This window comes from Actinomadura sp. CNU-125 (assembly GCF_001942465.1).
In the GTDB taxonomy this organism is placed as follows: domain Bacteria; phylum Actinomycetota; class Actinomycetes; order Streptosporangiales; family Streptosporangiaceae; genus Spirillospora.
In genome coordinates this window covers 1-22093 of record NZ_MKJY01000048.1, presented here as the reverse complement: position 1 = coordinate 22093, position 22093 = coordinate 1, and the positions used below count along the sequence as shown (strand labels likewise).

Here is a 22093-nt window from a genome sequence, read left to right as displayed (position 1 = left end):
ACGGGACGCCGCAACGTCGTGAACGCGCATGTGAGGGGCGCGAATTGCGCACATCGGAGTAAGTCAGCACTTATTTGACTTACCGTCAACAAACCCGGCCCCCGCCGTGTACCGGGCGGAGGACATGCGGCTAGATTGCTGCTGACCGGCGAGTAACACCGTCCGCCGCAACCGCCGCGTCCGCGGCAGCAAGGGACGCCGGTTCGCCGACCGGCCGCTCGAGACAGGAGACCCGCACATGCCCGAGGCAGTCATCGTCGCGACCGCTCGCTCGCCGATCGGCCGCGCCTTCAAGGGATCGCTGAAGGACGTCCGGTCCGACGACCTCACCGCCCAGATGATCACCGCCGCGATGGCCAAGGTCCCGCAGCTGCAGCCGTCCCAGGTCGACGACCTGCTGCTCGGCTGCGGCCTGCCCGGCGGCGAGCAGGGCTACAACATGGCCCGCGTGGTGTCGGTGCTGCTGGGCTGGGACGACGTCCCCGGCGCCACGATCACCCGGTACTGCTCGTCCTCGCTGCAGACGACCCGGATGGCGCTGCACGCGATCAAGGCGGGCGAGGCCGACGTCATCGTCTCGGCGGGCGTCGAGACCGTCAGCCGCTTCGCCAACGGCAGCAGCGACGGGATGCCCAACACCAAGAACCCCAAGTTCGCCGACGCGCAGGCGCGCGTCGCCAAGGCCGCCGAGGGCGGCGCCGGGGTGTGGCACGACCCGCGCGAGGACGGGCAGATCCCCGAGGTCTACATCGCGATGGGGCAGACGGCCGAGAACGTCGCCTCGATGCGCGGCATCACCCGGCAGGCGCAGGACGAGTTCGGCGTCCGCTCGCAGAACCTCGCCGAGAAGGCCATCGCCAACGGCTTCTGGGAGAAGGACATCACCCCGGTGACCCTCCCGGACGGCACCGTCGTCGCCAAGGACGACGGCCCCCGCGCGGGCACCACCTACGAGAAGGTGTCGCAGCTCAAGCCGTCCTTCCGCCCGGACGGGACGGTCACCGCGGCCAACTGCTGCCCGCTGAACGACGGCGCCGCCGCCGTCGTGATCATGAGCGACACCAAGGCCGCCGAGCTGGGCATCACCCCGCTCGCGCGGATCGTGTCGACCGGTGTCACCGGCCTGTCCCCCGAGATCATGGGCCTCGGCCCGGTGGGCGCGTCCCGCCGAGCCCTCGCCAAGGCCGGGATGACGATCGACGACATCGACCTCGTGGAGATCAACGAGGCGTTCGCCGCGCAGGTGCTGCCGTCCGCCGAGGACCTCGGCATCGACATCGACAAGCTGAACGTCAACGGCGGCGCGATCGCGGTCGGCCACCCGTTCGGCATGACCGGCGCCCGCATCACCTCCACACTGCTGAACGGCCTGAAGTTCCACGACAAGCAGTTCGGCCTGGAGACGATGTGCGTCGGCGGCGGCCAGGGCATGGCGATGGTGCTCGAACGCCTGTCCTGACGCCCCGTGGGGCCCGGGAGCCTCGCGGCGTCCCGCGAATCGTCCGAACGGCCCGTGCGGCGGGCGCTCCGGCGCCCTCCGCGCGGGCCGTCCGCGCGTTCACCCGCAGGTCATCGTCATGAATGATCTACGTTACGCAACGGATAGGGCCCCGTTAGGGTCTTGTCACATCCGGGTGCGTGTTGCACAGTGCCAGGAAGAGCCCCGCGACCTGGAGGTGCACATTGTCACTGAACCACTCGCCGGAGACGCACAGCAAGCTCATCGCCCGCATCCCGCAAGTCACCGGTCGTGATATTCCCGAGTGGTTCACCGCCATCGAGAACGGTCCGTCGTTCTCCCGCTGCGAGGAACGCAGCAGCTGGCTGGCCGAGGAGCACAACCTCACCCACGGCTACGCCGCCGCGCTCGTGCGCGAGCACGAGCGCACCCGCCGCGCCCGCCACTACTGAGGAGGCCGGCGCTTACCGAACCCGGCGGGATCCCGCCACGGAACATCCCCGCAGGCGCGGCGCCCGAGCAGTCACGCCCCCGGCGCAGAGATCCCGCTCGAATCAGCCCCTCACCGCAACGGCGAGGGGCTGATTCTTGCGACGGACGGACCGTGGACGGCCGACCCGACGGCCGTGGGGGCGCGCGTCAGTCGCGAGCGGCGTAGAAGTACGACAGCAGCCGCAGGATCTCCAGGTAGATCCACACGAGGCTCAGCACGAGGCCGAACGCGCAGTACCAGGCGAACTTCTCCGGCGCACCGGCCCGGACGCCCTGCTCGACGGAGTCGAAGTCGAGCAGCAGGAAGAAGCAGCCCAGCAGGATCGCGGCGACGCTGAACACGTACGCGAGCGGGTTGTCGGGGTCGCGGATGCCGATGCCGCCGTCGCCGCCGAAGGCGTACACCACGAGGTTGATCAGCATCAGCCCGACGAGGGCCGCGCCCGCCGCGATGACGAACTTCACGAACTTCGGCGTGACCCGGACGATCCGCAGCGCGTAGGCGGCGAGCGTCGCGGCGAACGCGAGCGCCGTCCCCACCACGGCCTGCAGCACCACGCCGTGGTACACGTCGTTGTAGGCGTGGCTGATGATCCCGACGGCGACGCCGTAGACCGCGGCGAACGCCAGCACGAGCGGCGCGTTGGCCTTGCGGCCGAACGTGATGAACGCCCACACCCCGATCATCGCGAGGAGGGCGACGACCATCACCGGCAGGGCCAGGTCGACCGGCACCAGCGCCCAGGCCAGCGCTCCCGTGACGATCAGGGTGATCAGGGTCATGAACCCGCGGACGACGACGTCGTCGAGGGTCATCGGACGGGCGGCCGGCGGGGCCCCGGGCGGCGCCTGCACGCCGGGCCCGGCGGCGCCGTGACCGGCGGCGGGCCCGGGCGCCCCGTATTCCTGCCGCATGCCCGGCGCACCGGCGCCGTGGTACCCGGGCGCGCCGGTAGGCGGCGCGCGCCCGCGCGTTGCCGGAAGGAACGGCCCCGGAACGCCGGGTTCCTGCTCTCCATTCGGAGCCTCCACATTGATCGGACCGATCTTCGGTCCCTACGTGGGTACCCACCGTACCCGGGCTGATCACGTGCCGGACGGGAACGGACCGGCGCCCTTATCGGACGCCGGTCCGGCGGCGGATGCCCCTGGTCGGATTCGAACCGACACGAAAGCCCTTTTAAAGAGCCCGCCTCTGCCATTGGGCTACAGGGGCGGCGTAATCATACCGGGAGTGCATGAGCCGCCCGCTGGAAAACAATCCGAACGGCGCGTTCCGGCCACCCCGCTTTCCCGCGCTCAAGGGACGGACGGCTCAGTGCGGGGCGGGCACGTCCTGCAGGCGCCCGGCGGCCAGCTCGAACTCCTCGTGCGGCCGTTCCAGTTCGCCGAGGGAGACCAGTTCGCGGCGGAAGAACATGGCGAGCGTCCAGTCGGCGGTGATGCGGGCCTTGCGGTTCACGGTCGGCATCCGCGACAGATGGTAGGTGCGGTGCATCAGCCACGCGGGCCAGCCGCGCAGCTTCATCCCGTACACGTTGGCGACGCCCTTGTGCAGGCCGAGACTGGCCACCGACCCCACGTAGGCGTGCCGGTAGGGCTTGCGGGGGCGGCCGCGCATGTCCGCGACGATGTTGTCGGCGAGCCGCTTGGCCTGCCGGACGGCGTGCTGCGCGTTCGGCGCCGTGAACTCGCCGGTGTCGGTCAGGTCCGGGACGGCCGCGTTGTCGCCCGCGGTGTAGGCGTGCTCGGCGCCGTCCACGGTCAGCTCGGCGGTGGCCTTCACCCGGCCCCGCTCGTCGATCGGCAGGTCGCTGTCCTTCACGACCGGGTGCGGCTTCACGCCCGCCGTCCACACCAGCGTCCCGGCCTCGAACTCCGTGCCGTCGCTCAGCACGATGTGCCGTCCCCGCGCGGACTTCAGCAGCGTGTTCAGCTTCACCTCGATGCCGCGGGCGCGCAGCGCGTCCGCCGTCCAGCGGCCCATCTCGGGCCCGACCTCGGGCAGGATCCGGTCGGTGGCCTCCACCATCGTCCAGCGCATCTCGGCGGGATCGATGTGCGGGTACCAGCGGCACGCGGTGCGGGCCATGTCCTCCAGCTCCGCCATCGCCTCCACGCCCGCGAACCCGGCGCCGACGAACACGAACGTCAGCGCGCGCCGCCGCACCGCCTCGTCGTCCGGGTTGGACTCGGCGATGTCGAGCTGGTGGATGACGTGGTTGCGCAGGAAGATGGCCTCTTCGATCGTCTTGAACCCGATGCCGCACTCGGCGAGGCCGGGGATCGGCAGCGTCTTGGAGATCGACCCGAGGGCGAGGACGATCCGGTCGTAGTACACGTTCCGCTCGGGGACGCCCGACGTGGTCGTCCCGGCCGGGCGGACGGTCACCCTCCGCTGCGCGTGGTCGATCCTCGTCACGTACCCGTTGACGACGCGGCAGCGCGGCAGCACCCGCCTCAGGGGGGCCACGACGTGCCGGGGCTCCAGGTTCCCGGCCGCGGCCTCGGGCAGGAACGGCTGGTACGTCATGTACGACTGCGGGTCGATGACGGTGATCGCGACCTCGCCGCGGAGCAGCTCGCCGCGCAGCCTGCGCTGCAGCCGGAGCGCGGTGTACATGCCGACGTACCCGCCGCCGACGATCAGGATGTGCTTCGCGGAATCCGCGGTGCGCTGGGAAGACATACCGGGCCGGTACCCGCATTCGGCGCCGTCTCACGCAATCTCCGGCTATTGCGAACTTCCGGGCTCCTTCGCCTATCTAAGTATATGTACCGACCGAAAAGACCGTGCGAGGGGGAACGCACCAATGCCACGCTTCTTCTGGGGGACGCTCGCCGCCGCCGCGATCGCGACCGGCGCCGCGGGCTGCGGATCGACGTCCGACGCCGGGACGGCGTCCGCGGACGGCGGCACGTCCGCACAGGCGTCCGCGAGCGCGAACGAGAGCACGTCCCAGGGCGAAGGCTCCGGTGAGGGCGCCGCTGAGGGCGCCGGCGAAAGCTCGCCCGGCGGAACGTCCGGTTCGCCGGGTTCCGGCGGGTCGGAGGGATCCGGCGGCGCGGCGCCCTGCACCAGTTCGATGCTCAGCGCGACACTGACCGACCTGGGCGCGGGCGCCGGGCAGCGGTACGCGACGCTCGTCATCAGCAACAGGTCCGGCGACCCGTGCACCACGGGCGGCTGGGCCGGTCTCCAGCAGGTCAGGGGGAACGAGACGATCCCGACGAGGACGGTCCGCCGGGGCGACGCCGAGACGATCACGATCCCGCCGAAGACCAGCGCCTACGAACGGCTGCACTGGGCGGCGGTCCCCGCCGACGACGAGACCGGCTCCGGCGGCTGCGAGCCCGTCCCCACGGAACTGAAGGTGATCCCGCCGAACCAGACGTCCCAGATCACCGCGACCTGGGACGGTGGGCCGGTCTGCCAGCACGGCGAAATCGAGCTCGAACCGCTCACCCTGACCGAACCCGCCTGACCAGGACGCGGGGGGGCGGCCCGCGAACGGGCCTCCCCCGCTACTCGTAGTCGCGGGCCCGCACGAACACGGCGTCCAGCATCTCCTCCGTGACGCGCCCCGTGAACGTGTTCTGCTGGCTCGGGTGGTAGCAGCCCAGCATCAGCACGGGGTCCGCGCGGGGGCCACCGGACGGCGGCGGCAGCTCGATCTCCGCGCCGTGCCCGAACTTCGGGCGCGGGCGCGGCAGCCCGTACCCGGCCTGCTTCAGCGCGGGCCACACGCCCTGCCAGGCGAACCCGCCCAGGCACACGATGCACCGGACGGACGCCGCGACGTCCTCGACCTCGCGGGCGAGCCACGGCGCGCACGTCGTTCGTTCCAGCGGCGTCGGCTTGTTGTCGGGCGGCGCGCAGCGGACGGTCGCCGCCACCCGCGCGCCGATCAGCCGCTGCCCGTCCCCCGCGCGCACGCTCGTCGGCAGCGCCGCCAGCCCGACCCGGTGCAGGGACGCGAACAGCCAGTCGCCCGACCGGTCCCCGGTGAAGATCCGGCCGGTGCGGTTGCCGCCGTGCGCGGCCGGGGCCAGCCCGACGATCAGGACGCGCGGCTCCGGGTCGCCCCACCCGGCCACCGGCCGCCCCCAGTACTCCTCGTCGGCGAACGCGCGGCGGCGCTGCACCGCGACCCGCTCGCGCCACTCCACCAGCCGCTCGCAGGCGCGGCACACCGACTGCCGCGCGCACAGCTCGTCCAGCCCGGGGGCACCGGCCGCCAGCTCGATCACCTCGCCCGCGCCGTGCGCGACGGGCGTGTCCGGGGACGCGGGGTCCTCGGGCCATCCGGAACCGGGCGGGACGAACGGGGCGTTTGCGGTCGGCATGCTCCGATCCTCGCATGCCCGCGCGGGCCGGTTCCGGCGCCGTCCGACCGGCCGGTTCGCAACATTGCCCGCCGAACCGGTGGCCGCATCGGTACGATGCGTTCGCCGATCGGGGAGAACGGGCGCGTTGCCGCCTTTTCGCGAACGGAGTCTGCATTGTCGCAACCCGGCTGGTATCCCGACCCCTACGGGACCGGCAATCTGCGCTGGTGGGACGGCCGGAACTGGAGCGATCGCCTCAATCCCGAGCCCGCCGCGCCCGCACCGGCCCCGCTGCCGCAGCGGCGATCGTCCGGTCCGGCGCACCCGCCCGCCGCGGCGCCGCCCGCCGCGCCCGCGGCCCCAGCACGTCGCGCCGCACGTCGAACGTTCCTGGCAGACGGCCCCGGCCGATCAGGCGCTCGACGTCGTCGTCCGCGGGCTGCGGCTGCGCGCCGACGACCACGGCGTCGCGTTCGGGACCGAGTCGCTGGTCTGGCAGTACGTCGAATGGGTCGCCTACTGGACGGCGGGCGGCGCCGACGGCTCGCGGCGTCCCGCGCAGTGGATCTTCCAGGTGGGGCGGCACCCGTTCCACGGCGGCCCGCGCGTCGAGGCGGTGCTGGACGAGGCGTCGTCCGTCCCGCGGCACGCGCCCGGCGCGATCGGCGGGCCGGAGGAGGTGTGGGGGCGGCTGATCCGGCTGTGCCAGGTGCGCGCCGAACCGCGCATCGTCGCGCAGCTCGCCGAGCACGTCCGGGCCGGCGAGTCGGTCGACGTGGCGCAGGGCCTGATCGTCCACCCCGGCGGGGGCGCGCGCGTGTCGCTGAGCTGGTCGGCGATCTCGGGGGCGGTCGTGGACGGCGGGCGGGTCTGGATCCGGCAGGCCACCGGCCACGGGTCCGTCCTCTACGTGCCGCAGCAGAACCCCAACGCCGTCCTCATCCCGGCCCTGCTGGAGCGGCTGAAAACCTGACCGGCCGGGCGGCGGGTCAGACCAGGGACCAGGCGAGGCCGTCGAGGATGTCGTGCTCGCTGACCACGACCGCCCCGAAGCCGTACTCGCGCATGATCCGGTCGAGGATGAGGGCGCCCGCGCCGATCACGTCGACCCGGCCCGGATGCATGACGCCGAACCGGGACCGCTCCTCGCGCGTCGCATGCAGCAGCCGCCGCGTCACCTCGTGCACCTGCGCGGCCATGATCCGCGACAGGTGGATGCGGGACGGGTCGTACTCGGGCAGGTCGAGGGCGATGCCCGACACCGTCGTCACCGAACCGGCGAGCCCGACGAGCGTGCGCGCCTCGTCCACCGGGACCGTCTCGCGGACGGCCGCGAGCTGGGCGTCGATGTCGGCGACGGCCGCCGCGATCTGCTCCGGCGACGGCGGGTCGCCGTCCTTCAGGTGCCGCTCGGTCATCCGCACGCAGCCGATGTCGATGGACCGCGCCGCCTGCACCGACGTGCTGCCCAGCACGAACTCGGTGGAGCCGCCGCCGATGTCGACCACCAGGTAGGGACGGGCCGGGCGCAGTTCGGCCAGCTCGCGGGTGGCGCCGACGAACGACAGCGCCGCCTCCTCGTCGCCGGTGATCACCTCGGGGACGACGCCGAAGATGCCGACGACGCCGCGGACGAACTCGTCCCGGTTCGCGGCGTCGCGCGTCGCGCTCGTCGCGACCACCCGCACCTTGTCGGCGGCGCCGTGCCGCTCGATCAGCTCCGCGTAGCCCCGCATCGCGGCGAACGTCCGCTCCAGCGCGGCGGGCGACAGCCGTCCCGTCTCGTCCACGCCCGCGCCGAGCCGGACGATCTCCATCCGGCGCTCGACGTCGGTGAGGGTGCCCGCGGCCGCGTCGATGTCGGCGATCAGCAGGCGGACGGAGTTGGTGCCGCAGTCGACGGCGGCGACGCGCGTCACCGGGCCTCCTCGGGGTCGTCGGTGTCGTCGGGGTGCACGCACGGCCCGGACCGCCACCAGTCCGGCAGCGCGTCCAGCGCCTCGCGGCCGAACGGGTTCGCGCCGGGGACGGCGAGTTCGTGCGCGATCAGCGCGTGCAGGCACTTCACCCGCTCGGGCATGCCGCCCGCGCTCTGCATCCCGGCGGGGAGCGGCTCCAGGCCGTCCTCGCGGGCGGCCGTGTCGCGGCGGCGCAGGTAGTCGTCGTGGGCGCGGGCGTACGCGGCCCGCAGGTCCGGGTCGTCGGCGAGCCGCGCCTGCATCTCGCGCATGACGCCGCTCCCCTCCAGCGTCCCGATCGCCGAGGCGGCCTTCGGGCACGTCAGGTAGAACAGCGTCGGGAACGGGGTCCCGTCGGGCAGCCGCGGCGCCGTCTCGATCACCGCCGGGTTCCCGCACGGGCAGCGGTGCGCCACCCGGCGCACGCCCCGCGGCACCCGGCCGAGCTGGGCCGCGACCGCGGCCTCGTCGTCGCCGGAGATCCCGCCGGCCGCCGGCTCGGCGCGTTCGTCGATCATGTCATGCGTCCCCACCCGCGCGTTCCCGTCCGGGGACGGGTCAGCGCGGCCTGTCGGCGGCCTCCACGGACCGCCAGAGCGTCTCGTACCACGGCGGCCTGCGCGGCTCGCCGTCCTTCGCGGCCTGCCGCTCCCCCTCGCCGCCGCCGTCCAGGACGATGTAGCACTTCACGTCCGGGCGGCAGTAGTGGAGCCGCTGCGTGGCCTCACGCTCAATGTACGACCTGTCGCCGAGTTTGCGCTTCTGCTCCTCCAGCCGGTCCACCTTCTGGCGGGCCAGCGCCTCCTCCTGCCGCAGCTCGGCGATCTCCTGGCGCTGCGCGATGTACTCCCGCACCGGATACGCCAGGCTCAGCGCGATCGCGCACATCACGACCGCGAGGATCGCGGCGCGGCTCGTCAGCGCGTGGGGCGCCGCGGCGGGCGCCGCCCGGGGCCTCGCCCCGGGCGGCGTCCCGCGGCCGCTCGTGTTCGGCTGCCATCGCCGCGCGGTCAGCCCCGCGGGGTGAAGCGCGGGAACGCGCCGGCGCCGGCGTACCGGGCGCCGCCGCCCAGCAGCTCCTCGATGCGCAGCAGCTGGTTGTACTTGGCGACGCGGTCGCTGCGGGCCGGGGCGCCGGTCTTGATCTGCCCGCAGTTCGTCGCGACGGCCAGGTCGGCGATCGTCGTGTCCTCGGTCTCGCCGGACCGGTGGCTCATCATGCAGCGGTAGCCGCTGGTCTGCGCGAGCGACACCGCGTCGAGCGTCTCGCTGAGGGTGCCGATCTGGTTGACCTTGACGAGCAGCGCGTTCGCCGCACCGGACTTGATGCCGCGGTCGAGCCGCTCGGGGTTGGTGACGAACAGGTCGTCGCCGACGAGCTGCACCCGGTCGCCGACCGCCGCGGTGAGCCCCTCCCAGCCCGCCCAGTCCTCCTCGTCGAGGGGGTCCTCGATGGAGACCAGCGGGTACTCGGTGAGCAGCTCGGCGTAGTAGGCGGCCATGTCGTCGGCGGACCGCTTCGTCCCCTCGAACGTGTACTGCCCGTCCGCGTGGAACTCGGTCGCGGCGACGTCCAGCGCGAGCGCGATGTCGCGGCCCGGCGTGAACCCGGCCTGCCGGATCGCCTCCATGATCAGGTCGAGCGCGTCACGGTTGCTGGGCAGGTCCGGCGCGAACCCGCCCTCGTCGCCCAGGCCGGTGCTCAGGCCCTTGCTCTTCAGCACCTTCTTCAGCGCGTGGTAGGTCTCGGCGCCCCAGCGCACCGCCTCCGCGAACGTCGCCGCCCCGATCGGCGCGATCATGAACTCCTGGATGTCCACGTTCGTGTCGGCGTGCGCGCCGCCGTTCACGATGTTCATCATCGGCACCGGCAGCAGGTGCGCGTTCACCCCGCCCACGTACCGGAACAGCGGCAGCCCCGCCGACTCGGCCGCGGCCTTCGCCACCGCCAGGCTCACCCCGAGGATCGCGTTCGCGCCGAGCGCCGACTTCGCGGGCGTCCCGTCCAGGTCGATCAGCCGCTGGTCGATCAGCCGCTGGTCGGACGCCGGGTACTCCACGAGCTTCTCGTCGATCGTCTCGTTGACGGCCTTGACCGCGTCCCGCACGCCCTTGCCGCCGTACCGCTCGCCGCCGTCGCGCAGCTCGACCGCCTCGAACTGCCCGGTGGACGCGCCGCTCGGCACCGCGGCCTGCGCCTCGGTCCCATCATCGAGCAGTACCTCGACCTCGACGGTCGGGTTGCCGCGGGAGTCGAGGATCTCCCGGGCGAGTACGGCATTGATGGACGACACGGGGAACCCCCTGCGTAGGAATGATCTGGTGCGACTCCCGAGCCTAGCCGTTGTCCATTGGGGGGACGACCCCCGATACCCCCGTGGGTCGCAAGTCGATCCTCACGCCACTGTGCAGGCAGGCGCGTTCCGTTCGCCCCGCGCGGGGCGTCCCGGCTGGGGAAGCACGATCTTTTTACCTGGACGGGTCGGTCCTGTTCGCCCGATGCGGTTAGAAACATCGGGTACCGGCTCAACGTCCGGAGCGTCCGGAAGGGCGCGTAGCGATCGGGAGGTCGTCATCCGTGTCGGGCTCCGCGGGTCAGTCAAGAGCGTGACCCACCGGATCTGGCGGCTCGTCAGGCACCACCCGGAGATCCGGGTCCGGGTGACGCTGTCGGCGGTCCTGGCGATGCTTGTCCTGTCCACGGTGGCGTATGCGCTGATGCTGGTCGGGCTGCGGCGGAACGTGACCGCGGACCTCTACGACGAGCTCGCCGCGGACGCCCGGCGGGTGACCACGATCGTCCGGTCCGACGTGCTGGACGACCGGCAGGGCCGGATCTTCGCGTCGAGCGGCGAGCTGCTGCAGGCCGTGGACGCGCGGGGACGGGTGATCGGGGCGAGCCCGTCGATGCACGGGCGGCCGCCGGTGGCGTTCCCGCACCCGGTCGCGAACGACCGCAGGGACGGGCGCAGCTGCGACATCGACGCGCCCGGCGGCGAGTGCTTCCTCATCGTGGAGTACCGCGTCGACCTTCCACAGCCGGTCTACGTGTACGCGCTGGGGCACGAACCCGGGCTGGTGCCCCAGCCGCTGGCGGCGACGCTGCTCGGGCTGGGCGTGCCGTTCCTCGCGGCGCTCGCCGGGTACCTCACGTGGGCCGCGGTGGGACGGACGTTGCGGCCGGTGGACGCGATCCGGCGGGAGCTCGACGAGATCACGGCGACGGACCTGGAGCGCCGGGTGCCGGTGCCGGGCAAGCGGGACGAGGTGGCCCGGCTCGCGGAGAGCGTGAACGCGACGCTGGACCGGCTGGAGAAGGCGGTGGCGCGGCAGCGCGGGTTCGTGTCGGACGTGTCGCACGAGCTGCGCAGTCCGCTGACGGGGCTGCGGATGGAGCTGGAGCTGGCGCTGTCCGACCCGGCGGGGACGGACCTGACGGAGACGCTGCGGGCGCTGCTGGCCAACACCGACCGGGTGGCGGCGGTCGCGGACGATCTGCTGGCGCTGGCGCGCCTGGAGGCGGACCACAACTTCCAGCGGGAGCCGGTCGAACTCACGGAGCTGACCGACCAGGAGGTGCTGCGCCGCCCCCGCGTCCACCGGGTGACGGTGTTCTCGGAGGGGCCCGTGGCGGTGCACGGCGGGCGCGACGAGTTGGCGCGGCTGCTGACGAACCTGCTCGACAACGCGGACCGGCACACGTCCGGGGAGGTGACGGTGGTGGTGCGCGGCGAGGCGCGGTCGGTGGTGCTGGAGGTGATCGACGACGGGCCGGGGATCGCGCCGGAGGACCGGGAGCGGGTGTTCGAGCGGTTCACCCGGCTGGCGGACGGGCGGCACCGCGACGCGGGCGGCACCGGCCTCGGGCTGTCGATCTCCCGGGACATCGCGGAGGCGCACGGCGGCACCCTGGTGCTGACGGAGCGGGCGGACGGACGCCCCGGGGCGCGGTTCGTCCTGCGCCTGCCGCGTCCGCCCGGGGAGTGAGTCAGTCGCCCCGCATCAGCCGTTCGCGTTCGTTCTCCAGTTCCTCGATCTGCCCGGCGAGTTCCTCCCGGGCGGCGAGGTTCTGCCCGGCGTCCACCATGTCGTGGGGGCCGTCGAGCGAGGGGTCGATGTCGCCGCGCATCCGCGCGAGGTCCTCGTCGATCTCACGGATCCGGGTGCTGCGTTCGTCGTCGCTCATCGGTCGGCTCATACGACGTCCCATGCCCGCGCGCCGTCACAAAATGCGGAGGACGGTCTTGCCGCGGGCGCCGCCCGCGCGGTTGCGGGCGAGGGCGTCCTGCGCCGCCTCCAGGGGCGCCTCCCGCTCGATGTGGACGCGCAGTTCTCCGGCGTCGACGAGGCGAGCGAGCCGTTCGAGGGACTCGGCGGTCGGGCCGCCGTCGTAGTTGACGCCCCGGAGGCCGTGGTCGGCCATCGTGGCGGGGTCGGCGCTCCAGACGGTGCTGACGCAGGTGCCGCCGGGCCGCAGCAGCCGCGCGAGTTCGGCGGTCCGCGCGGTGTCGCCCGCGGCGTCGACGAGGGCGTCGAGCCCGCGGCGCACACGTCGAGGACCTGTTCGTTGAGGGATCCGGCGGAGTGGTCGACGGTGTGCGCGGCGCCGAGGCGGCGCACCGTCGCGGCCGCGTCGGCGCGGGCGGTGGCGATGACGGTCGCGCCGGTGCGGGCGGCGAGCTGCACGGCTGCCTGCCCGACACCGCCGGTGGCGCCGGCGACGAGGACGGTCCGGCCTTCGCCGATCCCGGCGAGTTCGACGACGTCGAGGGCGGCGGCGCTCGCGGTCGGGACCGCCGCGGCCTCCGTGTAGACCATCTCGGCGGGCATGCGGGCGACCGGGCCGTCCTCGCGGACGATCGCGTACTCGGCGTACGAGCCGGCGCCGCGCGCCACGTCGGTGAAGCACCCGTAGACCTGCTCGCCGTGCCGCAGCCGGGTGACGCCCGCGCCCGCGTCCTCGACGACGCCCGCGCCGTCGACTCCGATGACCAGTGGGAACGTCGCGTCGGCGGTGTCCTTGAGCAGGCCGTCCGCGATCTTCTGGTCGAGCGGGTTGAGCCCGGCGGCGACGAGCTTCACGAGGATCTCGCCGGGGCCCGGTTCGGGGCGCGGCAGGTAGGTGAGCGCCGGTACGGCGCCGTATTCGGACACGGCGATGGCTCGCATGACGATCGTCCCCCCGGATCGGTCGTGCGGGGCGGGATCACACCCCGAAAATGATCTACCCGCAGGTCAGACGATCACACGGGGCCGCCGGCGACGGCCCCCGAAGCGCGCGGCAGCGCCGCCGAGAGCGCGCGCGGCCCCGGGCGGCCCCTTCCCCGGGCGGCACGCTTCCCGAACGGCACGGCCGCCGGACGGCACGGGCCGGGCGGGGCTACTCGGGGACGTTCGGTTCCGGTGGGAGGGTCGGCTCGGTCGGGAACGTCGGGGTGTCGCCGCCCCCGTCGCCGCCCCCGTCGCCGTCGCCGCCTCCGTCGCCGCCCGGTTCGTCTTCGTCGCCGGAGCCTTCGCTGACCCGGAGGGTGATCGTGGTGCCGGGCTCGGCGGAGCCGGAGCCGGGCGACATCTCGGCGATCCGCCCGCGCGGGTACTTCTCGGACGGGACGCGGTCGCCGAAGCTGACCTTGAATCCGGCTTCGCGGAGCCGGTCGAGGGCGTCGCCGAGGTCCATGCCGAGCACGTTCGGGATGGAGACGCGGTCGAGGCCGCTGCCCTTGCTGAAGAAGCGGCCCGGCGGCCGTTGGAACGGGGTCGCCTCGGTGCCCTGGAGGGCGCCGCGCATGCTCTGCTGCCAGATCGGCGCGGGGAGCGTCGCGCCGTAGACGGCGCCGTAGCAGCGGCCCTCGATGCAGACGCTCGTCATCGGGTGGTCGTAGCCGCCGCGCGGGTCGCCGACCCAGACGGCGGACGCCAGGTCGGGGGTGTAGCCGGCGAACCAGGCGGCGGAGAAGTCGTCGACGGTGCCGGTCTTACCGGCGGCGGGACGGCCGATGCCCATCCCGGCGGCGGTGCCGTCGGTGAGCACGCCCTTGAGGACGTGGCTGACGGCGTCGGCGACGCCCTCGTCGAGGGCCTCCCGGCAGTTCGCCTTCGGGACTTCGAGCTTCTTGCCGGACGAGTCGGTGACCTTCGTGATCGCGATCGGCTCGCAGTACTCGCCGCGGGCGCGAACGCGGCGTAGGCGGCGGCGAGGCGCAGCGGGGAGACGGGGTTGGAGCCGAGCGTGAACGACGGGTACTGCTCCAGCGGCTTGCCGTTGGCCTGCTTCATCCCGAGTTCCTCGGCCATCTCGACGGTGTCGCAGAGGCCGACCTCCTTCTCCAGCTTGAGGAAGAAGGTGTTGACCGAGTGGCGGGTGCCGGTGACGAGGCTGAACTCGCGGCCGCCCTCGCCGTCGGCGGAGTTGCGCAGGTGCGCGCTGGGGTCGCCGACGTTCTTGCCGTCGCAGTCGCGGAATCCGGTGGGCGTGTAGCTGCGGGGCGCCATGATGCGGGTGCCGAACGGCATGCCCTCGTCCAGTGCGGCGGCCAGTGTGAACGGCTTGAACGTCGACCCGGCCTGCATGCCGATGCTGGAGCCGTGGCTCGCGTCGACGGCGAAGTTGATCCAGGTCTTGCCGCGTTCGGTGCCGTCGCCCATCTCGCGGCCGACGGCCATGGCCTTGATCCGGCCGGTGCCGGGTTCGACCATCGCCTCGGCGGCGGCGAGGTGCGCGTCGTTCTTCGGCGGGACGAACTTCTCGACGGCGCGCTGCGCGGCCCGCTGCGCCTTCGGGTCGAGGGTGGTGCGGATGGTGAGGCCGCCGCGCTTGAGGAGCCGCTCGCGTTCCTTGGCCGTCTCGCCGAACGCCTTGTCGGTGAGGATCTCGCGCTGCACGTAGTCGCAGAAGAACGGGGCGCCGCTGGACACGCAGCCGTTGTCGACGTCCTCCAGGTCGAGGTCCAGCGGCCGTTCCTTGGCTTTCGCCGCCTTCTCGGGGTCGGCCCAGCCCAGCTCGGTCATCCGGTCGAGGACGACGTCGCGGCGCTCCCGCGCCAGTTCGGCGTTCGCCACCGGGTTGTAGGCGTGCGGGTAGCGGACGACTCCGGCGAGCATCGCCGCCTCGGAGAGGTCCAGTTCGGAGGCGTGCTTGGAGAAGTAGTGCCGGGAGGCGGCCTCGATGCCGTAGGCGCCGTCGCCGAAGTAGGCGATGTTGAGGTAGCGGCGGAGGATCTCGTCCTTCGACAGCTTCTCTTCGAGCGCCACCGCGTACCGCAGTTCGCGGATCTTGCGGGCGACGGTGACCTCGGTGGCGGCCTGCCGCTCGGCGTCGGACTCGGCCTGGACGAGCAGCAGGTTCTTCACGTACTGCTGCGTGATGCCCGATCCGCCCTGTTCGACGCCGCCGCTGGTGAGGTTGGTGACGAGCGCCCGCATGGTGCCTTCGGTGTCGAGGGCGCCGTGCTCGTAGAACCGGCTGTCCTCGATCGCGACGACCGCCTTGCGGACGATCGGCGCGATGTCGTCCAGGTCGACGTTCACGCGGTTCTGGTAGAAGAACGTCGCGATCTTGGAGCCGTCGGCGGCGAGGATCGTGGAGCGCTGCGGGACGCCGAGGCCCTCCAGGTCGTCCGGCGGGGTCTGGAACCAGCGGGCGGCGTCGCGCGCGCCGACGCCCGCGGTGCACGCGGTGGGGATCAGCATGAGCGCGACGAGCAGTCCGGCGAGGCCGCCGAGCGACGCGAGGCCGCGGACGGCGCGCGCCTTCTCGGCGCGGGTGGTGGTCGCCGACAGCCACCGGCGGCGGCCGCGGCCGGATCCGGTCACGGGCACGAGCGTTCCGCCGCGCGCGCCGCTCCCGTCGCTCGCGTGGACATGCGTCTCGTCCGGCACGGGCCCAGAGTAGACGTGCGCCTCCCGCCGGACCACCCCATCGCGGGGTATCCGGCCGAAGTCTCCCTTTTCAGGCGTGCGGCGTGCGGCGTTCCCAGGCTCGGACACGATCACGGAATACCCGCGAAACGGCGCGCAACTCCGCTTCGGGGTCGAGACCGGCCTCGCGCGCCTCGGCGACGAGCGCGAACAGCCGCGCCCCCAGCTCGCCCGCCCCGTCCTCGCCGGGGCCGGGCGCGAGGTCGGCGGGCGCCTTCATCCGCCCGGCGCGGCGCTGGAGCTGCGCGGCCAGCGACAGCGCGGGCTGCGCCATCGGGACGCCGTCCAGCGCGGACGCGTCCGCGCCGTGCTTGGCCTCCCGCTCGGCGGCCTTGATCTGGTCCCAGTTGGCGTTGACCTCGTCGGCGCCGCTCACCGCGACGTCGGCGAACACGTGCGGGTGCCGCCGGACGAGCTTGTCGACGATCCCCGCGGCGACGTCGTCGATCGTGAACTCGGTGCCGTCGGTCCGCTCGGCGGCACCACCGAGTGGAACGCGACCTGCATCAGCACGTCGCCGAGCTCCTCGCGCAGCGCGCCGAGGTCGCCGGACTCGACGGTGTCGAGGACCTCGTACGACTCCTCCAGCAGGTACGGGACGAGCGATTCGTGCGTCTGCTCGCGGTCCCACGGGCATTCGCGCCGCAGCGTGTCCATCACCGTGACCAGGTCGAGCAGCCGCGCGCCGGGCAGGTCGTACGAGCCGTGCAGCACCTCGACGTCCAGCGGGTCGGCGACGACGAGCGCGCCGATCTCGCGCAGCAGCGCCTCGTCCCCTTCGGCGCCGCGACCCACACGACGTCCGCGCCGCGGGCGGCGGCGACGAGCGCGGCCGGGTCGGGCGCGGGCGTCTGCTCGACGGCGATCTCGGCGTCGGCCAGGGACGGCAGCAGCGGGTGCCCGGCGGGCGCGAGGACGCGCGCGGCCGTCCGCAGCCGCTCCCAGGCCCGCCAGGTCAGCAGGCCGGGCGCGACGCGGTGGGTGGTGGCGAGCAGGGTCAGGCTCATGCTTGCGGTGATCCCGTTCCGGGGGTCGACAGCTCGTTGGACACGGGGGTGATCGCGACCTGCCGCGGGTCGAAGCCGCCGTACCGGGGGTTGATCTCGACGTCCATCTCGCCGGCGGTCTCGGCGAGCAGGTTCAGGAACCGCTGCGCGGCCCGCATGTTCGCGGGGCTCTGCGGGATCTCGTCGGCGCCGAAGTGCCGCATCAGGGCGTCCTGGACGGCCATGAACCGCGCGTAGTCGTCGGCGCGCTCGCGCGGCAGGCCGCTCGCCAGCGCGATCGTCTCGGCGCCGCCGCGCCGGTCGAGCAGGCCGGAGATCTCGGCGGTGCGGCCGCCGCTGACCGTGACGCCCTCGCGTTCGGCGGCCTCGTCGGCGATCCGGAACGCGACGAGGTAGTTCAGCGTGGTGCGCATCTCGTTCTCGCCCGGCTCGGTCGGCATCGCGCCGGGCGCGCCGCCCGACTCGGCGGTGCGGGCGCCCGCGTCCCGGGCCCAGACCTGCAGGGCGACCTCGTCGTCCTGGAGCTGGCCCCACCAGTCCTGGACGGTGTCGCCGAGGGTGCGGACGGTGATGCGCTCGCCGTCGACGAGGGCGGCGGAGCCGGCCTTCGGCGCGGCGTCGCAGCCGGCGAGCGCACCGGCCGCCAGGACCGCGGCCAGCGCGACGGCCGGCACTCCCCGCACGGACCTGCCGGTCGCGAATCTGCCGGTCACCGACTTTCCGGGCTTACCGGGCACGGGACCTCCACTCCTCGTTGATCAAGCGTCGCGACAGCCTACTTGCCCGACGCCGTGGCGGGCGAGGACTCCAGGAACAGGGCGTCCACCAGGTCGCTCGCCCAGGCCAGCAGCTCCTGATCGCGCAGCGGACGCCCGCCGAGCTGCTTGGTCTTCGGCATCGGCACCAGCAGCGTCTCGTTCGACGACTTCAGGATGCTCTTCGGGTAGAGCCGGTTCAGCCGCACCTGCCGCGAGTCGGGCAGGTCGACGGGCGCGAACTTGACGAAGTTGCCCTGCAGGGTGACGTCGTGCAGCCCGGCCTTGCGGGCCTTCGCCCGGAACCGCGCGACCTCCAGGAGGTTCAGCACCGGGACGGGCAGCGGCCCGAACCGGTCCTTCAGCTCGTCGTGCACGACGGCGATCTCGTCCTCCGACGTGATCGCGGCGATGCGGCGGTATGCGTCCAGGCGGAGCCGCTCCCCCGGCACGTACTCGTGCGGGAGGTGCGCGTCGACCGGCAGCTCGACCTTCGTCTCGGCCGCCTCCGGCTCGCCGCCCTCCTTCAGCTCCCGGACCGCCTCCCCGACCATCCGGACGTACAGGTCGAACCCGACGCCCGCGACGTGCCCGGACTGCTCGGCGCCGAGGATGTTGCCCGCACCGCGGATCTCCAGGTCCTTCATCGCGACGTACATGCCCGCGCCGACCTCGGTGTGCTGCGCGAGCGTCGCGAGCCGCTCGTGCGCCGTCTCGGTCAGCGGCGTCTCCGGCGGGTACAGGAAGTACGCGTACGCCCGCTCCCGGCCGCGCCCGACCCGTCCGCGCAGCTGGTGGAGCTGCGACAGCCCGTACATGTCGGCACGGTCCACGATGAGGGTGTTGGCGTTGGGGACGTCCAGGCCCGACTCCACGATCGTGGTCGCGACCAGCACGTCGTAGTTCTTCTCCCAGAAGTCGACCATGACGCGTTCGAGCTGCTGCTCGTTCATCTGGCCGTGCGCGGTCGCGATCCGCGCCTCCGGGACGAGCCGCGCCAGGTTCGCCGCGACCTTGTCGATCGACCGGACCCGGTTGTGCACGAAGAACACCTGGCCCTCGCGGAGCAGCTCCCGGCGGATCGCCGCCGCGATCTGCTTCTCCTGGTACGGCCCGACGAACGTGAGGATCGGGTGCCGCTCCTCCGGCGGCGTCAGGATCGTCGACATCTCCCGGATGCCGGTCAGCCCCATCTCCAGCGTCCGCGGGATCGGCGTCGCCGACATGGCGAGCACGTCCACCTGTGTCCGCAGCCGCTTCAGCTCCTCCTTGTGCTCGACGCCGAAGCGCTGCTCCTCGTCGATGATCACCAGGCCGAGCTTCTTGAACCGGGTCTGCGACGACAGGATCCGGTGCGTGCCGACGACGATGTCGACCGTCCCGCTCGCCAGGCCGTCCAGCGTCGCCTCGATCTCCTTGTCGGTCTGGAACCGGCTGATCGGCTTCACCTGCACGGGGAACGCCGCGAACCGCTCGGTGAACGTCGACAGGTGCTGCTGCACCAGCAGCGTCGTCGGCACCAGCACCGCGACCTGCATCCCGTCCTGGACGGCCTTGAACGCCGCCCGCACCGCGATCTCGGTCTTGCCGTAGCCGACGTCGCCGCAGATCAGCCGGTCCATCGGGACGGGCTTTTCCATGTCGGCCTTGACCTCGTCGATCGCGGCGAGCTGGTCGGGCGTCTCCACGTACGGGAACGCGTCCTCCAGTTCCCGCTGCCACGGGGTGTCGGAGCCGAACGGGTGCCCGGGGCTCGCCATCCGCGCCGAGTACAGCCGGATCAGCTCCCCGGCGATCTGCCGGACCGCCTTGCGCGCCCGCGACTTCGCCTTCTGCCAGTCGGCGCCGCCCAGCCGGTGCAGGCTCGGCGCCTCCCCGCCCACGTACCGGGTCAGCTCTTCGAGCTGGTCGGTCGGGACGAACAGCCGGTCGCTCTTGGCGTACTCCAGGATCAGGTACTCGCGGGTCGCGCCCTGCACGGTGCGGCTGACCATCTCGACGTACCGTCCGACGCCGTGCTGCTCGTGCACCACGTAGTCGCCGGGCCGCAACTGCAGCGGGTCGATGCCGCCGCGCCGCCGCGACGGCATCCGCCGCGCGTCCTTGGTGGACGACCGCTGCCCCGACAGGTCGGTCTCGGTGAGCACCGCGAGCTTGACCGGCTCCCAGGTGAACCCGTTCTCCAGCAGCCCGGTCGCCACGTTCACGACCGAGCCGTCCGGCTCGCCGGGCAGGTCGGTGAGCCGCGCCCCGAGCCCCTCGTCGCCGACGAGCTGGACGAGCCGTTCCGCGGGCCCGTGCCCGGCGGTGACCAGCACGACGCGCCAGCCGCCGTCGATCCAGCCCTTGAGGTCGGCGACGACCCGGCCGGTGTCGCCCCGGTACGCCTCCGCCGGGCGGACGCCGAGGTCGAGCAGCTCGGCGTCCCCGTCGAGGACCGCCTCGTCGGCGGCGGCCGCGCCCGTCTCGTCCGTCGCGCCGGGCGTCAGCGCGGTCACCGTCCAGCGCGGCAGCCCCAGCTCCCGGCTGTGCTCGCGCACCTCCTCCAGGGAGCGGAACGCGGCGGCGCCGAGGTCGATCGGCGCCTCCCCGCCCGCGGCCGCGTTGACCCAGCTCGCCTCCAGGAACTCCTGGCTGGTGCGGACGAGCTCGACCGAGCGGGTGCGGATCCGCTCGGGCTCGCACACCAGCAGCACCGAGCCGTCCGGCAGCAGGTCGGTCAGCAGCTCCATGTCCTCGGCGAGGACGGGCGAGAACGCCTCCATGCCCTCGACCGTGTCGCCGTCGGCGATCTTCCCGAGGATCTCCTCCAGCGCCGGATGCTCCGCCGCCAGCGCGCGCGCCCGCTCCCGCACCTGCGAGGTGAGCGGCAGCTCCCGGCACGGCGGTGCCCACAGCCCGTCCTGCGCCACCTCCAGGGACCGCTGGTCGGCGGCCTTGAAGTAGCGGATCTCCTCGACGGCGTCGCCCCAGAACTCCACCCGCAGCGGGTGCTCCTCGGTCGGCGGGAACACGTCCAGGATCCCGCCGCGCACCGCGATCTCGCCGCGCTTCTCCACCAGGTCGACGCGGTGGTAGCCCGCCTCGACGAGCCGGCGGACGGCGTCGTCCATGTCGGCGTCCGTCCCGGCGACGAGCCGGACCGGTTCGAGGTCGGCGAGGCCGGACACGATCGGCTGCAGCACCGCGCGGACGGGCGTGACCACGACGTCCAGCCGTCCGCCCTTGCCCGCGTCGCCGTCGGCGTCCGGGTGCACCAGGCGGCGCAGCACGGCGAGCCGCTGCCCGACCGTGTCCGAACGCGGCGACAGCTTCTCGTGCGGCAGCGTCTCCCACGCCGGGAAGTGCGCCACCCGTCCCGGGTCCAGCAGGCTCGACAGGGCGGCGGTCAGGTCCTCGGCCTCGCGGCCGGTCGCCGTCACCGCCAGCACCGTCCCGCGGCCGCCCGCGGGGGCCCCGACCCGGCGGCTCAGCGCCGTCGCCAGGATCGGCCACAGCGCGGGAGGCCCCACCACCCGATGGTCGGTGCGCACCCGCTCCAGCGCGCGCCGCAGCCCGCCATCGGTGCACGCCAGATCGACTAGTCCAGAAAGCGTCATGTTCGCCCGCTCAATCGCAAAGACCCCGAGGCAGGGCAGCCCGAAAGCCCGGAATCCCGCGTGGACCCGGTGCCGATACCAGGGTACGCGCCATGCCGCACCGCCCGGACTGCACCGCCGCGACCGGCGATGATTGCGGAGTGCGACACGACCGTTACCAAGAATGCGCAAATAGCGGACAGTGCGCATCCGAACGGTTACGCTGCGAGACTGTGACCGATCTGCGTACGCCGCCGGTCGACGGCGGCGATCTCTTCTCAGAACGCGCCCGGCAGTACGCCCTCGAGAAGCCCCTGCAGCGGATCCACATCCTGGAAGCCGGATGCGGCTGGGGCACAGGGCTGAACCTCGGCGACCGCGACCGCGTCGTCACCGGCGTCGACATGGACGTCCCGGAGCTGCGCGCGTACACGTGCGCGCGCACCGACCTGGACTCCTGGCACCTGGGCGACCTGCGGACCGTACCGCTGCCGCCGCGCTCCTACGACGTGGTCCACGCGTCCTACCTCATCGAACGCGTCCCGCACGCCGAACTGGTGCTGGACCGGTTCGTCGCCGCGCTCAAGCCCGGCGGGCT

General features: G+C 73.0%; 21 protein-coding genes, 1 tRNA gene and 2 pseudogenes. 6 read left to right on the top strand and 18 right to left on the bottom strand.

The features are described 5' to 3' along the window. The first annotated feature begins 238 nt into the window (after nt 1-238). Nucleotides 239-1459, top strand: a complete 1221-nt coding sequence (locus BJF79_RS07240; protein ID WP_075895656.1) for an acetyl-CoA C-acetyltransferase — start codon at nt 239-241, stop codon at nt 1457-1459. 224 nt (nt 1460-1683) lie between these two features. Beyond that, entirely contained in the window at nt 1684-1911 is a 228-nt protein-coding gene (locus tag BJF79_RS07235) for a DUF4287 domain-containing protein (protein WP_075895654.1), read from the top strand. A 187-nt stretch (nt 1912-2098) separates the two neighbouring features. Here BJF79_RS07235 and BJF79_RS07230 read toward each other — a convergent pair whose 3' ends face one another. From BJF79_RS07230 to BJF79_RS07220, 3 genes are all read right to left on the bottom strand, one after another. Next, nucleotides 2099-2866 (bottom strand): Bax inhibitor-1/YccA family protein, encoded by a 768-nt coding sequence (locus BJF79_RS07230; protein ID WP_083733226.1) that lies wholly within the window; start codon nt 2864-2866, stop codon nt 2099-2101. A gap of 228 nt (nt 2867-3094) precedes the next feature. Continuing rightward, nucleotides 3095-3167, bottom strand: a tRNA-Leu gene (locus BJF79_RS07225). Between the two features lie 99 nt (nt 3168-3266). Beyond that, nucleotides 3267-4640 (bottom strand): NAD(P)/FAD-dependent oxidoreductase, encoded by a 1374-nt coding sequence (locus tag BJF79_RS07220; RefSeq protein WP_075895652.1) that lies wholly within the window; start codon nt 4638-4640, stop codon nt 3267-3269. A 124-nt stretch (nt 4641-4764) separates the two neighbouring features. Between BJF79_RS07220 and BJF79_RS07215 the strand changes: the two genes are divergently transcribed. Further along, nucleotides 4765-5436: a DUF4232 domain-containing protein gene (locus tag BJF79_RS07215; RefSeq protein ID WP_075895650.1), complete on the top strand. Its 672-nt coding sequence runs from the start codon at nt 4765-4767 to the stop codon at nt 5434-5436. A 40-nt stretch (nt 5437-5476) separates the two neighbouring features. On the opposite strand, the gene BJF79_RS07210 is transcribed toward BJF79_RS07215, so the two are convergent. Beyond that, nucleotides 5477-6298 (bottom strand): uracil-DNA glycosylase, encoded by an 822-nt coding sequence (locus BJF79_RS07210; RefSeq protein ID WP_075895648.1) that lies wholly within the window; start codon nt 6296-6298, stop codon nt 5477-5479. 96 nt (nt 6299-6394) lie between these two features. Between BJF79_RS07210 and BJF79_RS66595 the strand changes: the two are divergent. Beyond that, nucleotides 6395-6517: pseudogene (locus BJF79_RS66595) on the top strand (DUF2510 domain-containing protein); the annotation flags it as partial. Between the two features lie 752 nt (nt 6518-7269). On the opposite strand, the gene BJF79_RS07190 reads toward BJF79_RS66595, so the two are convergent. The 4 genes from BJF79_RS07190 to eno form a co-directional block, all read right to left on the bottom strand. Continuing rightward, nucleotides 7270-8199: a Ppx/GppA phosphatase family protein gene (locus BJF79_RS07190; protein ID WP_075895642.1), complete on the bottom strand. Its 930-nt coding sequence runs from the start codon at nt 8197-8199 to the stop codon at nt 7270-7272. Beyond that, the gene (locus BJF79_RS07185) at nt 8196-8756 is read right to left on the bottom strand and encodes a DUF501 domain-containing protein (RefSeq protein WP_075895640.1); all 561 of its coding nucleotides are present in this window, start codon (nt 8754-8756) and stop codon (nt 8196-8198) included. Before BJF79_RS07185 ends, BJF79_RS07190 begins: the two co-directional genes overlap by 4 nt. A gap of 40 nt (nt 8757-8796) precedes the next feature. After that, nucleotides 8797-9126 carry an FtsB family cell division protein gene (locus BJF79_RS07180; protein ID WP_075895638.1) on the bottom strand — a complete coding sequence of 110 codons (330 nt, stop codon included), beginning with the start codon at nt 9124-9126 and terminating at the stop codon, nt 8797-8799. A 122-nt stretch (nt 9127-9248) separates the two neighbouring features. Further along, complete coding sequence (gene eno, locus BJF79_RS07170; RefSeq protein ID WP_075895634.1) at nt 9249-10532, bottom strand: phosphopyruvate hydratase; 1284 nt, start codon at nt 10530-10532, stop codon at nt 9249-9251. 313 nt (nt 10533-10845) lie between these two features. Between eno and BJF79_RS07165 the strand changes: the two genes are divergently transcribed. Further along, nucleotides 10846-12225 carry a sensor histidine kinase gene (locus tag BJF79_RS07165; RefSeq protein ID WP_075895632.1) on the top strand — a complete coding sequence of 460 codons (1380 nt, stop codon included), beginning with the start codon at nt 10846-10848 and terminating at the stop codon, nt 12223-12225. Between the two features lies 1 nt (nt 12226). Here BJF79_RS07165 and BJF79_RS07160 read toward each other — a convergent pair whose 3' ends face one another. From BJF79_RS07160 to mfd, 10 genes and pseudogenes are all read right to left on the bottom strand, one after another. Next, nucleotides 12227-12424, bottom strand: a complete 198-nt coding sequence (locus BJF79_RS07160) for a hypothetical protein (RefSeq protein WP_075895630.1) — start codon at nt 12422-12424, stop codon at nt 12227-12229. A 36-nt stretch (nt 12425-12460) separates the two neighbouring features. Further along, nucleotides 12461-12787 (bottom strand): zinc-binding dehydrogenase, encoded by a 327-nt coding sequence (locus tag BJF79_RS65325; RefSeq protein WP_316043294.1) that lies wholly within the window; start codon nt 12785-12787, stop codon nt 12461-12463. 56 nt (nt 12788-12843) lie between these two features. Further along, nucleotides 12844-13407 (bottom strand): annotated as a pseudogene (locus tag BJF79_RS66590) (alcohol dehydrogenase catalytic domain-containing protein); the annotation flags it as partial. 211 nt (nt 13408-13618) lie between these two features. Further along, nucleotides 13619-14107, bottom strand: a complete 489-nt coding sequence (locus BJF79_RS58780) for a PASTA domain-containing protein (RefSeq protein WP_262401654.1) — start codon at nt 14105-14107, stop codon at nt 13619-13621. Then, nucleotides 14104-16050, bottom strand: a complete 1947-nt coding sequence (locus BJF79_RS07145; protein ID WP_158079109.1) for a transglycosylase domain-containing protein — start codon at nt 16048-16050, stop codon at nt 14104-14106. Before BJF79_RS07145 ends, BJF79_RS58780 begins: the two co-directional genes overlap by 4 nt. Before the next feature lie 136 nt (nt 16051-16186). Beyond that, the gene (locus BJF79_RS65315) at nt 16187-16531 is read right to left on the bottom strand and encodes a hypothetical protein (protein WP_316043292.1); all 345 of its coding nucleotides are present in this window, start codon (nt 16529-16531) and stop codon (nt 16187-16189) included. Next, nucleotides 16528-16812, bottom strand: a complete 285-nt coding sequence (locus BJF79_RS65310) for a MazG nucleotide pyrophosphohydrolase domain-containing protein (RefSeq protein ID WP_316043293.1) — start codon at nt 16810-16812, stop codon at nt 16528-16530. The genes BJF79_RS65315 and BJF79_RS65310 overlap by 4 nt, the downstream gene beginning before the upstream one ends. Further along, a complete protein-coding gene (locus BJF79_RS58770; protein WP_262401653.1) occupies nt 16812-17162 on the bottom strand; it encodes a hypothetical protein in 351 nt (116 codons plus the stop codon). The genes BJF79_RS65310 and BJF79_RS58770 overlap by 1 nt, the downstream gene beginning before the upstream one ends. Continuing rightward, nucleotides 17159-17899 (bottom strand): hypothetical protein, encoded by a 741-nt coding sequence (locus BJF79_RS55180; RefSeq protein ID WP_262401652.1) that lies wholly within the window; start codon nt 17897-17899, stop codon nt 17159-17161. Before BJF79_RS55180 ends, BJF79_RS58770 begins: the two co-directional genes overlap by 4 nt. Before the next feature lie 38 nt (nt 17900-17937). Beyond that, nucleotides 17938-21516 carry a transcription-repair coupling factor gene (gene mfd / locus BJF79_RS07130; protein ID WP_075895622.1) on the bottom strand — a complete coding sequence of 1193 codons (3579 nt, stop codon included), beginning with the start codon at nt 21514-21516 and terminating at the stop codon, nt 17938-17940. 212 nt (nt 21517-21728) lie between these two features. On the opposite strand from mfd, the gene BJF79_RS07125 reads away from it, so the two are divergent. Next, nucleotides 21729-22093: class I SAM-dependent methyltransferase (locus tag BJF79_RS07125; RefSeq protein ID WP_143219755.1), on the top strand; the 365-nt coding region annotated here is incomplete at its 3' end.

Excerpts from the sequence above, each read along its gene's own strand:
- BJF79_RS07215 (WP_075895650.1), top strand. The coding sequence starts at position 4,765 with ATGCCACGCTTCTTCTGGGGGACGCTCGCCGCCGCCGCGATCGCGACC.
- mfd (WP_075895622.1), bottom strand. The coding sequence starts at position 21,516 with ATGACGCTTTCTGGACTAGTCGATCTGGCGTGCACCGATGGCGGGCTG.
- BJF79_RS58780 (WP_262401654.1), bottom strand. The coding sequence starts at position 14,107 with ATGACGAGCGTCTGCATCGAGGGCCGCTGCTACGGCGCCGTCTACGGC.
- BJF79_RS07240 (WP_075895656.1), top strand. The coding sequence starts at position 239 with ATGCCCGAGGCAGTCATCGTCGCGACCGCTCGCTCGCCGATCGGCCGC.
- BJF79_RS07230 (WP_083733226.1), bottom strand. The coding sequence starts at position 2,866 with ATGCGGCAGGAATACGGGGCGCCCGGGCCCGCCGCCGGTCACGGCGCC.
- BJF79_RS58770 (WP_262401653.1), bottom strand. The coding sequence starts at position 17,162 with ATGAGCCTGACCCTGCTCGCCACCACCCACCGCGTCGCGCCCGGCCTG.
- BJF79_RS07210 (WP_075895648.1), bottom strand. The coding sequence starts at position 6,298 with ATGCCGACCGCAAACGCCCCGTTCGTCCCGCCCGGTTCCGGATGGCCC.
- BJF79_RS07185 (WP_075895640.1), bottom strand. The coding sequence starts at position 8,756 with ATGATCGACGAACGCGCCGAGCCGGCGGCCGGCGGGATCTCCGGCGAC.
- BJF79_RS07220 (WP_075895652.1), bottom strand. The coding sequence starts at position 4,640 with ATGTCTTCCCAGCGCACCGCGGATTCCGCGAAGCACATCCTGATCGTC.
- BJF79_RS07180 (WP_075895638.1), bottom strand. The coding sequence starts at position 9,126 with ATGTGCGCGATCGCGCTGAGCCTGGCGTATCCGGTGCGGGAGTACATC.
- BJF79_RS07160 (WP_075895630.1), bottom strand. The coding sequence starts at position 12,424 with ATGAGCGACGACGAACGCAGCACCCGGATCCGTGAGATCGACGAGGAC.
- BJF79_RS65310 (WP_316043293.1), bottom strand. The coding sequence starts at position 16,812 with ATGGACACGCTGCGGCGCGAATGCCCGTGGGACCGCGAGCAGACGCAC.